8 protein-coding genes and 1 pseudogene are annotated in these 13,188 nt (G+C 63.7%); 3 read left to right on the top strand and 6 right to left on the bottom strand.

Translation table 11 applies throughout. The annotated features are described in order from the left end of the window. Positions 1-815 (bottom strand): 2-hydroxyacid dehydrogenase (locus tag H6B31_RS14760; RefSeq protein WP_204899197.1); only part of this gene is annotated, 815 nt, incomplete at its 3' end. A gap of 264 nt (positions 816-1,079) precedes the next feature. On the opposite strand from H6B31_RS14760, the gene H6B31_RS14755 reads away from it, so the two are divergent. Together H6B31_RS14755 and clpB are read left to right on the top strand one after the other, a co-directional pair. Continuing rightward, positions 1,080-1,508: an Hsp20/alpha crystallin family protein gene (locus H6B31_RS14755; protein ID WP_204899196.1), complete on the top strand. Its 429-nt coding sequence runs from the start codon at positions 1,080-1,082 to the stop codon at positions 1,506-1,508. A gap of 174 nt (positions 1,509-1,682) precedes the next feature. Beyond that, a complete protein-coding gene (gene clpB / locus H6B31_RS14750) occupies positions 1,683-4,313 on the top strand; it encodes an ATP-dependent chaperone ClpB (RefSeq protein ID WP_204899195.1) in 2,631 nt (876 codons plus the stop codon). Between the two features lie 258 nt (positions 4,314-4,571). On the opposite strand, the gene H6B31_RS14745 is transcribed toward clpB, so the two are convergent. The 5 genes and pseudogenes from H6B31_RS14745 to H6B31_RS17840 all read right to left on the bottom strand — a co-directional run. Next, positions 4,572-5,909, bottom strand: coding sequence for a 2-hydroxyacyl-CoA dehydratase (locus tag H6B31_RS14745; RefSeq protein WP_204899194.1), 1,338 nt, complete (start codon positions 5,907-5,909; stop codon positions 4,572-4,574). A 122-nt stretch (positions 5,910-6,031) separates the two neighbouring features. Beyond that, the gene (locus H6B31_RS14740) at positions 6,032-8,965 is read right to left on the bottom strand and encodes an acyl-CoA dehydratase activase (RefSeq protein ID WP_204899193.1); all 2,934 of its coding nucleotides are present in this window, start codon (positions 8,963-8,965) and stop codon (positions 6,032-6,034) included. 282 nt (positions 8,966-9,247) lie between these two features. Then, positions 9,248-10,342, bottom strand: coding sequence for a tetratricopeptide repeat-containing glycosyltransferase (locus H6B31_RS14735; protein ID WP_204899192.1), 1,095 nt, complete (start codon positions 10,340-10,342; stop codon positions 9,248-9,250). Positions 10,343-10,414: 72 nt separating this feature from the next. Next, on the bottom strand, positions 10,415-10,954 hold the full coding sequence (locus H6B31_RS17340) for a hypothetical protein (RefSeq protein ID WP_243419080.1): 540 nt from the start codon (positions 10,952-10,954) through the stop codon (positions 10,415-10,417). A gap of 39 nt (positions 10,955-10,993) precedes the next feature. After that, positions 10,994-11,560 (bottom strand): annotated as a pseudogene (locus H6B31_RS17840) (collagen-like domain-containing protein); the annotation flags it as partial. Positions 11,561-11,863: 303 nt separating this feature from the next. Here H6B31_RS17840 and H6B31_RS14725 point away from each other — a divergent pair. After that, entirely contained in the window at positions 11,864-13,051 is a 1,188-nt protein-coding gene (locus H6B31_RS14725) for an iron-containing alcohol dehydrogenase (protein ID WP_204899190.1), read from the top strand. Positions 13,052-13,188 lie beyond the last annotated feature (137 nt).

Below are 13,188 nucleotides of genomic sequence, written 5' to 3'. Positions count from 1 at the left end.
GGGGTGGGCTCGGGGGCCAGGGTGTCCATGGCGATGCCCCCCAGGCGGCCGTCCAGCAGGGCCCGGCGCACCGCCAGGTTGTCCACCAGATCCCCCCGGGCGGTGTTCACCAGAATGGCCCCGGGCTTTACACGCTCCAGAAGGGCCTCGTTCACCATGCCCCGGGTCTGGTCGTTCACCGCGCAGTGGAGGGACAGGACATCACAGGCGGAGAACAGCTCCTCCAGGGGCAGATAGGTCACCCCCAGCTCCGCCTCCACCTCCGGGGGCCGGCGGTGTAGGGTGTAGTAGTACAGCTTGCATCCGAAGGGTTTCAGCCGCCGGGCGGTCGCCTGACCGATATCCCCCAGGCCCACCAGACCCACGGTCTGCTCCCCCAGCTCCGGGCTATTGGAGGCCATCACTGCCTCCTTCATCTGCATCTGGCGGCCCTCCCGCACCGCGTTGTGGCCGGTGATCCCGTGGCGCAGGGCCATGAGCATGAGCATCACCGTGTGCTCGGCCACCGAGTCGGCGTTGCACCCCTTGTTGTTGCACACGTAGACGCCCCGCTCCCGGGCCGCCTCCAGGTCGATGCGGTTGAAGGCCACCCCCTCGGACTGGATCAGCTTCAGATTGGGCAGCAGGTCCAGAATCTCCCGGTCCACATCTATAACCGGATCGTCAAACAGCACCTGGGCGTCCGGGTTGTCCGCCGCCGCCTGGCGGGGCGAACTGCCCAGGGGGCAAAACACCAGCTCCGCCCCCAGCTCCCGGGCAAACTCCGGCATGTAGGCGTCATAGCGGGCCTTGGGGCCAAATACGAGGATCTTCATGGAACGACTCCCTCCTGATCTGCGCGCCTCCGCCCCGGCGGGGGAGGCCGATTTTGATTTCTCTCCTATTATATCAGCCGGAGAGACGGCGGACAAGGCGGCCTCCTCAAAATTAGCACTCTATTTCACTGAGTGCTAAAATTTACAATTTAGACATATATTTTGCGAGAACTGTTCATAATTCCACGGTATACTAAAGCCAAAGTTAAGAGAGGCCGGGGGCCGGAACAGAACGCTCCCCCAGCGCCGAAAGGAGTTTTTACCATGTATACCATGCTTCCCTTTAACCATATGAGCCGCACCTTCAACGACCTGTTTGACGAGATGGAGCGCAGCATGTTCCCCGCTCAGCCCAGCGGACGGCTGCCCGCCTTCCGCACCGACATCAAGGACCAGGGCGACCACTACCTGCTAGAGGCCGACCTGCCCGGCTTCCGGAAGGAGGACATCGACCTGCACCTGGAGGACAACGTGCTGACCATCACCGCCAAGCACCAGGAGACCGCCGAGAACAAGCAGGACGGCAAGTACATCTGCCGGGAGCGCCGGGTGGGCAGCTACGCCCGCTCCTTCGATGTGAGCGGCATCCAGGAGGAGGGCATCTCCGCCGCCTATGAGAACGGCGTGCTGACGCTGATCCTGCCCAAGCAGGGCGAGGTCATCCCCCAGAGCCGGAAGATCTCCATTCAGTAAGCAGAAGAAAAATTCTGGCGGGCGGACCTGTAGGTCCGCCCGCTTTTTCCGAAAATTTTTTCTTCCCCTCTTGTATTTTTGATGGGTTTGTTATACCCTAGTGTTAGCACTCTTATTTATTAAGTGCTAAAACCAATGAAAACATCGAAACCGAAGCAAAGGAGGTTTCTGCGTATGAACATGAACCAATTTACCCAAAAATCCCTGGCCGCCATTCAGGGGGCCCAGGATATCGCCGTGGAGCACGGCAATCAGCAGATCGAGCAGGAGCACCTGCTCCTGGCCCTTCTGAGCGACGAGCAGGGCTTCATTCCCCAGCTTCTGTCCGCCATGGGCATGACGGTGCCCAGCTTCACCGCCGCGGTAACCGCCCAAGTGGAGAAACTGCCCAAGGTGTCCGGCGGCGGCCGGGAGGCGGGACAGGTCTATATCGCCCAGGATGTGGACAAGGCCCTGAAAGCTGCCGAGTCCACCGCCCAGTCCATGAAGGACGAGTATATCTCGGTGGAGCACATCTTCCTGGGGCTGCTGGACAGCGCCAACCGCAGTTTGAAGGAGCTGTTCCGCACCTATAATGTGACAAAGGAAAAGGTCATGCAGGCCCTGGCCTCCGTCCGGGGCAACCAGCGGGTCACCAGCGACAACCCGGAGGAGACCTACGACGCCCTGAAGAAATACGGCACCGACTTGGTGGAGCGGGCCCGGCAGAACAAGTTGGACCCGGTGATCGGCCGGGACGACGAGATCCGGAACGTCATTCGCATCCTGTCCCGAAAGACGAAAAACAACCCCGTCCTCATCGGCGAGCCCGGCGTGGGCAAGACCGCCATCGCCGAGGGTCTGGCCCAGCGAATCGTCAAGGGCGACGTGCCCAACAGTTTGAAGGACAAGACCATCTTCTCCCTGGACATGGGCAGCCTGATTGCAGGCGCCAAGTACCGGGGCGAATTTGAGGAGCGGCTGAAGGCCGTCCTGAACGAGGTGCGCAAGTCGGAGGGCCGGATCATCCTGTTCATCGACGAGCTGCACACCATCGTGGGGGCGGGCAAGACCGAGGGGAGCATGGACGCGGGCAATCTGCTGAAACCCATGCTGGCCCGGGGCGAGCTCCACTGCATCGGCGCGACGACCCTCAACGAGTACCGCCAGTATATCGAGAAGGACGCCGCTCTGGAGCGGCGGTTCCAGCCGGTGATGGTGAACGAGCCCTCGGTGGAGGACGCCATCGCCATCCTCCGCGGCCTCAAGGAGCGGTACGAGGTGTATCACGGGGTGAAGATCACCGACGGGGCTATCATCGCCGCCGCCACACTGTCCAACCGGTATATCACCGACCGCTTCCTGCCCGACAAGGCCATCGACCTCATCGACGAGGCCTGCGCCATGATCCGCACCGAGATCGACTCCATGCCCACTGAGCTGGATGTGATCCAGCGGAAGATCATCCAGCATGAGATCGAGGAGGCCGCCCTGAAAAAGGAGACCGATAAGCTGTCCCAGGAACACCTGGCCGAGATCCAGAAGGAGCTCTCCGACATGCGGGATGAGTTCAACGCCAAGAAGGCCCAGTGGGAGAACGAGAAAAACGCCATCGGCAAGGTGCAGAAGCTGCGCTCCGACCTGGAGGAGGCCAACGCCCAGCTGGAGAAGGCCCAGCGGGAGTACGATTTGGAAAAGGCCGCCCAGCTCCAGTATGGCCGCATCCCCGAGCTGAAAAAGGCCCTGGAGGCGGAGGAGCAGATCGCCAACGAGGGCAAGGCCCGCTCTCTGCTGCGGGACAAGGTCACCGAGGAGGAGATCGCCCGCATCATCGAGCGGTGGACCGGAATCCCCGTGGCCCGTTTGATGGAGGGCGAGCGGGAGAAGCTCCTCCACCTGGAGGACATCCTCCACAAGCGGGTGGTGGGCCAGGACGAGGCGGTGCGCCTGGTCAGCGAGGCCATTCTGAGAAGCCGGGCCGGTATCGCCGACCCCAACAAGCCCATCGGCTCCTTCCTGTTCCTGGGCCCCACCGGCGTGGGCAAGACCGAGCTGGCCAAGACCCTGGCCGAGGCCCTGTTCGACAGCGAAAAGAACCTGGTGCGCATCGACATGTCCGAGTATATGGAGAAGTTCTCCGTGTCCCGGCTTATCGGCGCGCCTCCCGGATACGTGGGCTATGAGGAGGGCGGCCAGCTGACGGAGGCCGTGCGGCGGAAGCCCTACTCCGTCATCCTCTTTGACGAGGTGGAGAAGGCCCACCCCGATGTGTTCAACATCCTGCTCCAGGTGCTGGACGACGGCCGGATCACCGACAGCCAGGGCCGCACTGTGGACTTCAAGAACACCATCATCATCCTGACCTCCAACCTGGGCAGCCAGTACCTGCTGGACGGCATCGACGAAAGCGGAGAGATCAGCCAGCAGGCCCGGGACCAGGTAAATGAGCTCTTGAAGCGGTCCTTCCGCCCCGAGTTCCTGAACCGGCTGGACGAGATCGTGTTCTATAAGCCGCTGACCAAGGAGAACGTGACCCACATCATCGACCTGATGGCGGCCGACATCAACCGCCGCCTGGAGGACAAGCAGCTCACGGTGGACCTCACCCCCGCCGCCAAGGACTATATCATCGAGAGCGCCTACGACCCCATCTATGGTGCCCGTCCCCTGCGCCGGTTCCTCCAGCACACAGTGGAGACCCTCGTCAGCAAGAAGATCATCGCCGACCAGGTGGAGCCCGGCTCCCGCATCACCGTGGACTGCCGGGACGGGGAGCTCACCGTGGACACCAAGGAGGTGCTCACCGGCGAGGTCATCGACGGATAAAAAACTTTCCCTCTCAACCAGACGGCGGGCCGCTGGAAGCTCTCCAGCGCCCCGCCGTTTTTGATAAAGAACAAAAATCCCGGAAGCCGGTTTCAATCCGGTTTCCGGGACTTTTTTTGCTGTCAGCCGCGTATCAAATTACGCCAGACGTATCTGTACCCAAGAGGCGAAGCGAAGCTTCGCAGAAAATTTCTTTGCTTCCTTTCTTTTTCAAAGAAAGGAAGTTCTTTTGCCTACTTTTCTTTCAAGAAAAGTAGGTCAGGCGTGGGCGGAGGCGCGGGTGAGGGGCTCCGCCGCCTCTTGGGCAGGAACCTCCCGGGCGGCCTTCTCCTGCTTGGCCATGCCCTTGGCGTTGGCCAGCATGAGCTTGATCCGGTTCTCCTGGTTGATCTTGGTGGCGCTGGCGTCGTAGTCGATGGCCACAATATTGGAATCGGGATAGTCCTCCTTCAGCTTGCGGATCATACCCTTGCCCACGATATGGTTGGGCAGGCATCCGAAGGGCTGGGTGCACACGATGTTGCTGGTGCCGGAGTGGATGAGCTCCAGCATCTCGGCGGTGAGGAGCCAGCCCTCCCCCATCTTGTTGCCGTCCCCCAGGTACCCGTGGACCAGGGAGTGCAGCTCCTGGAAGGTGCCGGGGGCCCGGAAGCGGCCGGAATTCTCCAGGGCCTGGATCATATCCTTCTGGCAGTTCTCCACATAGCCCATGAAGATCTTACAGGCCGCCTTCTTGATCCACTTGCCGCCGTACAGGTCCACGTCGGCCACACGGTTGTAGATCTTGAAGATGATAAAGTCGGTGAGGCCGGGGACCACCGGCTCCACCCCCTCGCTGAGGAGGAACTTTTCCAGATTGTTGTTGCCCAGGGGGGCAAACTTCACATAGATCTCGCCCACCACACCCACGCGGACCTTGGGCTCTCCCTGGACGGGGATGGCGGCGAAGTCGTCGCAGATCTGGGCAAACAGGCGGCGCATCTGGCCCCGGCTCATGCCCTTGCCCGCCTCGAAGCCGTCCACCAGCTTGTGGGTCCAGGCCTCGATCATGGCGTCGGTCTCCCCCTGGTTCACCTCATAGGGGCGGACCTGGTTGGCCACGTTGACGATAATGTCCCCGTACATCATGGCGTACACCGCCTTGCGGATAAAGGGGAGGGTCAGCTTGAAGCCGGGGTTCTTCTCCAGGCCGGACAGGTTGACGGACACCACGGGGATGTAGGCCATATCCGCCTTCTCCAGAGCCTTGCGCAGCAGGTGGATGTAGTTGGAGGCCCGGCAGCCGCCGCCGGTCTGGGTGATGAGCAGGCCCACCTTGTGGGGGTCATAGCCCCCGTGCTTCACCGCGTCGATGAGCTGGCCGATGACCAGCAGGGCGGGGTAGCAGGTGTCGTTGTGGACGTACTTGAGGCCCTCATCCACGATCCCCCGGTGGTTGGTGGTGAGCATGTCCACCTTGAACCCGGCGTTCTGCAGCAGCTTCTGCATCATGCTGAAGTGGACCGGGAGCATCTGGGGCATGAGGAGGGTGTACTCCTCCTTCATCTCCTTGGTAAACAGCAGACGGCCGGTCTCGTCGTATACTAACTTAGCCATAAATACTCCTTTTTGTTTCGCGCCCGATGTAGGGGCGGCTATCAGCCGCCCGTATATACGGCACGACTCTATAACGCGGGCGGATGGTATCCGCCCCTATAAGCAGGCCGTATGACCCGCAATCAGTTCGCTTTGCGCGCCTCAATGGCCGCCATCAGGGAGCGGATACGGATCTTGACAGCGCCCAAGTTGCTGATGTCGTCGATTTTCAGCTGGGTGTACAGCTTGCCGCCCTCCTCCAGGATGGAGCGCATCTCGTCGCCGGTGATGGCGTCGATGCCGCAGCCGAAGCTCACCAGCTGGATGAGCTCCATGTCCGGCTGGGTGCACACATACCGGGCGGCGTTGTACATACGGGCGTGGTAGGTCCACTGGTTGAGCACGTGGCGGGGGGCCTTATCCTCCAGATAGGCCACCGCGTCCTCGGTGATCAGGATAAAGCCGTAGTTGGTGATCAGGTCGTTGATGCCGTGGTTGATCTCCGGGTCCATGTGGTAGGGACGGCCGGCTACCACCAGGATGGGGCGGCCCTCGGCCCGGGCCTGGGCGATGTACTGCTGGGCAGTGGCGCGCAGGTCCTCTTTATAGGCGTCATAGGCCCCGTAGGCCGCCCGAGCGGCGGCCACCGTCTCCTTCTTGGGGACGTTGAACTCCTCTTCAAACCACTTGGCGGCGTGCTTCTCAAAGTCCTTGGGGCGGTGCAGGCCGAAGTAGGGATACAGGTACCGGGTCTTTTTCAGCTCCGGCACATTGGCAGCCAGCAGCTCGGGGTAGTAGGCCACCACGGGGCAGTTGTAGTTGTTGTCGCTGACCCCCTCGTTGAAGTTGTAGGGCATGCAGGGGTAGAAGATGGCGTCCACCCCCTGCTCCACCAGGGCCTCCATATGGCCGTGGAGCAGCTTGGCGGGGTAGCACACCGTGTCCGAGGGGATGGTGCGCTGGCCCTTCACATACAGCTTCCGGCTGGACTCCGGGGAGAGGACCACCTCGAAATTCAGGCGGGTGAACAGCTCAAACCAGAAGGGCAGGTTCTCGTACATGTTCAGGCCGAAGGGGATGCCGATGCGCCCCCGGGAGCCGTCCCCCTGGCCCTTGCCCTGGAGGGCGCGGAGCTTTGCGTATTTATAGCGCATCAGGTCGGGCAGGTGGGTGGGCTCCTCTCCCAGAGGGCGGGAGCACCGGTTGCCCGAGACAAAGCGCCGGCCGCCGTCGAAGGTGTTGACCGTCAGGGCGCAGTGGTTGGTGCACAGGCCGCAGGTGGCGGGCTTGGCGGTGTGGGTGAACTTCTCCAGGGCCTGGGCGGTGAGCACCGCGCTCTTTTCCAGGTGCAGGTCCCGGGCCGCCAGGGCCGCGCCGAAGGCCCCCATGATGCCGGAGATAGTGGGGCGGGTCACGTCCCGGCCCAGCTCCTGCTCAAAGGCCCGGAGGACCGCGTCGTTGAGGAAGGTGCCGCCCTGGACCACGATGTGCTTGCCCAGGTCGTCGGCGGAGGCCGCCCGGATGACCTTGTAGATGGCGTTTTTCACGATGGAGATGGACAGGCCGGCGGAGATCTCCTCCACGCTGGCCCCGTCCTTCTGGGCCTGCTTCACGCTGGAGTTCATAAACACGGTGCAGCGGGAGCCCAGGTTCACCGGCTTCTGGGCGAACAGGCCCAGCTTGGCGAAGTCGGCGATGGTGTAGCCCAGGGCCTTGGCAAATGTCTCGATGAAGGAGCCGCAGCCGGAGGAGCAGGCCTCGTTGAGCATGATGGAGTCCACCGCTCCGTTGCGGATTTTAAAGCACTTCATGTCCTGGCCGCCGATGTCGATGATGAAGTCCACGTCGGGCTCGAAGTGGGCGGCCGCCTTGTAGTGGGCCATGGTCTCCACCAGCCCCAGATCGCAGGAGAAGGCGTTTTTGATCAGGTCCTCGCCGTAGCCGGTGACCGCCACGCCGCGGATCTCAATGCGGTCCCCGCACTGGGCGTAGATCTCCCGCAGCTGCTCCAGCACAATGGCCACCGGGTTGCCCAGGTTGGAGTGGTAGTAGGTGTACAGCAGTCCCCCGTCCTCGGTGATGAGGGCCAGCTTGGTGGTGGTGGAGCCGGCGTCGATGCCCAGCCAGGCGGGCCCCTCATAGGTCTTGATGTCCACCTGGGGCGGGCGCTTGGCGTTGTGCCGGGCGCAGAAGGCGCCGTACTCGGCCACGTCCTGGAACAGGGGGGGCATGGTGTCCACCAGGGTGGTGGTATCCACGCTCTCCTCCAGCTTTTTCAGGGCGTCCTCAAAGAGGATGGTGTCATAGTCGGAAGAACACAGGGCCGCGCCCATGGCGGCAAAGCAGTCCCCGTCCTCGGGGAAGACGGCGTGCTCCTCATCCAGCTTCAGGGTCTCCACAAACCGCTCCCGCAGGCCCATGAGGAAGTGGAGGGGGCCGCCCAGAAAGACGATCTTGCCCTTCAGCTCCCGGCCCTGGGTGAGGCCGGCCACCGTCTGGTCCACCACCGCCTGGAAGATGGAGGCGGCCACGTCCTCCTTCCGCCCGCCCTGGTTCAGGATGGGCTGGATGTCGCTCTTGGCAAACACGCCGCAGCGGGAGGCGATGGGGTAGATCTTCTCATGCTTCAGAGAGAGGGCGTCCAGCTCATCCACCGACACGTTCATCAGGGTGGCCATCTGGTCGATGAAGGCGCCGGTGCCGCCGGCGCAGGAGCCGTTCATCCGCTCCTCCAGGGCGCCGCCGAAGAAGATGATCTTGGCGTCCTCGCCCCCCAGCTCGATGACCGCGTCGGTCCCCGGTATGTAGGTGTTCACCGCCGCGGCAGTGGCGTACACCTCCTGAACAAAGTCGATCCCGGAGGCGTTGGCCACTCCCAGTCCGGCGGAGCCGGTAATGACCATCTTCACCTGCCTGCCCGCCAGCATGTCCGAAATGGACCGGAGGGTCTCGCAGGCCCGCTCCCGGGTCTTGGAGTAGTGCCGCTCATAGGAGCGGAACAGCAGCTTGTTCTGTTCGTCCAGCACCACCACCTTGACCGTGGTGGAGCCGATGTCGATGCCGATACGAAGACTCATAAACTGAAAATGCTCCTCACATTCGTTTCCATGTTAACAGACTGATTTCTATTCTGATACATGATACTTCTCCTCCAGAGAAAAAACAACATTTTTAACGGTTTCTTAACGCCGGAGGCGGGAGGAAAAACGTCCTGTTTACGGTAGGAAATTGTGCATTTCTGCCCAGATCCTCCATTTTTTCACCAGTTCTCTCCCGTTTTGGAATCGTCACCTTGCACAAAAGGCATCCCCATTCTCAGAAAAAGCGGTACGGACTGCCCCGCACCGCTTGCAGCTTCTTTACAGCTCCCCGGCTGTCCCCGCCATCTTCTCTAACAGCGCCGCATTCCCCGCCAGGCGGGGGTCTGAGGGGGCGGCGGCCAGGGCCAGCCGGGCCTCCTCCAGGGCCTGAGGGAGGCGCCCGGTGTGGTAATAGGCCTGACAGCGCAGGTCGTGGGGCAGACTGCCCCATGCCTCCGCCTCACAGATATAGGTGCGGGGCCGCTCCCGGATCTTCAGGGCGCAGGCCGTGGCGTACAGCACGCCCTCCCACTCCTGGTTCTCGTAGAGGAGCATGGCCAGATCCACCCAGGGCTCCCGCAGGTGGGGGGCCTCCGCCGCCGCCCGCAGATACCAGTCCCGGGCCTCGTCCCGCTCCCCCTTCCGGGCGTGTGCTCTGGCGATATACCGCATGGAGGCCGCCCGCTCGTCCCGCCAGACGGCGCTGGGCAGAGACAAGTGCCGCGTCAGGGTGCGGATGCAGTCGTCCCACCGGCCGTAGTAGAGGTACTCCCGGCCCAGGTAGTGGAGATTCCGGTCGTCCTCCGGGTCCTCCGCCACCGACAGCTCCAGCAGGGGCAGGTACTGCCCCCTGGATTTTTGGGGATCTGGGTGGTGGTCCAGCTGGATTCCCTGGACAGAAACCATAGGGCCCCGTTCCCCTTCGCCTACCCACTCCAGCACTTCATGGACCGGGTGGACCCACCGGAAGCCGCGGCGGGCGTGTATTTTCTCCTGCCAGAATACAACCCCCTCGGAGCCGTCGGGCTGAAAGCTCCAGGTGTAGCGATAGGAGGCCTGCCGGGTCTCCGGGGTCCAGACCCCCTCCAAAGCGGAGCGCCAGCCGGGACGGAACACCTCGTCCAGGTCGGTGCACACGCACACGTCCGCGTCCTCCGGGGCCAGCTCCAGAGAGCGGTTCCGGGCCTGGTCAAACCGCCAGGGGACGATCCGCTCCACCGTCACTTGAGCGCCCCGGGCCTGCAGCCGCTCCACCGTGCCGTCGTCGGAGCCGGTGTCCAGCACCACCACCTGGTCCGCCTCGGACATGGAGTCCATCCACCGGTCCACAAAGGAGCTCTCGTTCTTGGCGATGGCATACACCACGATTTTCATTCTCAACCTCTCCTTTTCAAAAAGAGAGGGCGCTTTGCGCCCTCTCTGAAATCGCTGGCGGCGGCCGGCCAATCAGGCGGTGGGAATGTCCCCCAGCCGGGTGATGGTCATGGTGATGCCGCTGTACTGGAAGCTGCCTCCCGTCCCCACCAGCTGTAAGGTGGAGGGGGCGGAGGTGACGGCCACCGGCACGGCGATGGGCAGCACTGCCGCGTCCGCCGAGGTGTGGAAGGTGTGCAGCACTCCCCCGCCCGGCACGCCGCTCCCCCCTTGCTGGAGGGTCAGGGTGATGCTCAGAGGGAAGTTGACCCCGGAGGCCGGATTGATGACCCCCTGGAAGGACGTCATATAGACGCCCGGCGTGTTGATGGTAAAGGCCGCGCTGTTGCTGGCATGGGAGATCGCACTGCCATAGCTCAGTCCGTTGCGGTCAAAGATCAGCGCAGTGCCGGAGGTCCCGTTCTGTACCGGCGTGGAATAGGCGGACAGCAGGGTGACCGGCTGGCTCCCGGTCCCCGCATCCCCTCGGGGAATGGTAAAGTTCAACACCGCGTTCTGCTGAGTGCCGGAGTTGGTGACCGCCGCCTGGCTCCCCGGCTCTCCGGTGGTCACGGTGCCCACCTGGACGGTGGCCGCATCTCCGTCCTCACCGGACGGGCCGGTGGGACCGGTGGGACCAGTAGGACCTGTGGGGCCGGTTGGGCCGGTTGCCCCCTGAGCTCCCGTGGCGCCTGTCGGGCCGGTGGGGCCGGTGGCGCCCTGAGCTCCCGCAGCGCCCGTCGGGCCGGTGGGACCGGTGGCCCCCTGAGCCCCCGTGGCGCCTGTCGGGCCGGTGGGACCGGTGGGGCCTGTGGCCCCCTGGGCACCTGTAGCCCCCGTCTGGCCGGTGGGGCCGGTGGCTCCCTGGGCTCCTGTAGCACCTGTCGGGCCGGTTGGGCCGGTTGCCCCCTGGGCACCTGTAGCCCCCGTCGGGCCGGTTGGACCCGTTGCACCCTGAGCACCTGTGGCACCTGTCGGGCCGGTGGCGCCGTCAGGGCCTGGATTTCCTTGGGGACCGGTGGGACCAGTGGGCCCATCGGGCCCGGGCGTCCCCTGCGGACCGGTAGACCCAGTGGGGCCGGGCAGGCCGGCAAAGCCCTGGGGCCCCTGAATCCCCTGGGGGCCGGTGGGTCCAGTGGGACCGGTGGGTCCCTGAGGTCCCGTGGGGCCGGTTGGGCCCCAGACCGGAGGACAGGGCGGCGGACAAGGAGGCGGGCACGGGGCGGGGCAGCAGCAGTCCGAGGGGCGCGAGGTAGTCAGATAGGCCACCACTTCCCCACAGGGCCGGCCGCCCCGGTCGGATGGAAGGTAATGATTCATAGCAGGATACGCTCCTTCTCCTTGGATCGTTCTATGTGGCTGTGCCACATCCCAGCCTATGCGTTCCGGGAGAAAATGGTCCCCCTCCCCTTGCCACCGGACAGCGGTTGTGCTACCATTTTCTTATGGTTTTAAGTTTTGGAAAGGGGGAACTTCTGTATCATGCATGCATTTGAATTTTATCAGCCCACCGCCATTGTCTTCGGCCCCGGTACCGAGGCTCAGGCCGGTCCCAAGGCCGCCCAGTTGGGGGCGCGGCGCGTCCTGGTGGTCTACGGCGGACAGAGCGCCAAGGCCAGCGGACTGCTCTCCCGGGTGCTGTCCTCCTTGGATGGGGCAGGCCTGGCCCACGATACCTTCGGCGGCATCCACCCCAACCCCCGCCTGTTTCAGGCCCGGGAGGGGGTTCAGAAGGCCCTGGACTTCGGGGCCGACCTGATCCTGGCCGTGGGGGGCGGCAGCGTCATCGACGCCTCCAAGGCCATCGCCCTGGGGGCGGCCAACCCGGAGGCCGACCTGTGGGACTTCTGGCAGCGGAAGCGGCCGGTGGAGCGGATTCTGCCCATCGGAGTGGTGCTCACCATCTCCGCCTCCGGCAGCGAGACCAGCGACACCGCCGTTCTCACCCACGACGAGACGCTGGTGAAGCGGGGGCTGGGCTCCGACCTGCTCCGGCCCAAGTTCGCCATTCTGGACCCGGAGCTCACCTACACCCTGCCCCCCTACCAGGTCTCCTGCGGGGTGGTGGACATTATGATGCACACCCTGGACCGGTACTTCACCTCGGTCACCGGCAATCTGCTCACCGACGAGATCGCCGAGGGACTGCTGCGCACGGTGATTACCTGCGGGGCCCGCGCCCATAAAAACTCCCGCGACGCCCAGGCTATGAGCGAGCTCATGTGGGCGGGCAGCCTCTCCCACAACGACCTCACCGGCCTGGGGGCCCCCAAGGACTTCGCCCCCCACCAGCTGGGTCACGAGCTCAGCGCCCGGTTCGACCTCGCCCACGGGGCCACCCTGTCCGCCGTTTGGGGCAGCTGGGCGGCCTACTGCTGGAAAACCAACCCCGCCCGCTTTGCCCAGTACGGCGTGAAGGTGTGGGGGCTGGACCCCGCCGGGCGGACCCAGGAGGAGCTGGCCCAGGAGGCCATCGCCCGGACGGTGGACTTCTTCCGCTCTCTGGGCATGCCCACCAGCCTGGTGGAGCTGGGCTGCGGCCTTCAGACGGAGGAGGAGCTGGAGGAGCTGGCCCGCCGGTGCACCTTCTACGGCCAGCGCACCATCGGGGCCTTCCGGGTGCTGGGGTATGAGGATATTCTGGAGATTTACCGGCTGGCCAATCACTGATTTTTGTTTCTGTGAATCGCAGGGATTTCGCCGCCTGCGGGCGGCGAGGTACTTTCCCAACGGGCGGATTGTCAAGTGAAGTGCAACGGTTTGTGAAAAAAGAGTTCAAGAGGAGATTTCCAGCCTAGGCATTTGCG

Origin of the sequence: Pseudoflavonifractor capillosus (assembly GCF_016899775.1) — a bacterium.
In the GTDB taxonomy this organism is placed as follows: domain Bacteria; phylum Bacillota; class Clostridia; order Oscillospirales; family Oscillospiraceae; genus Lawsonibacter.
The sequence above is the reverse complement of the archived record's forward strand: the minus strand, read 5'-3'. Positions and strand labels throughout refer to the sequence as shown.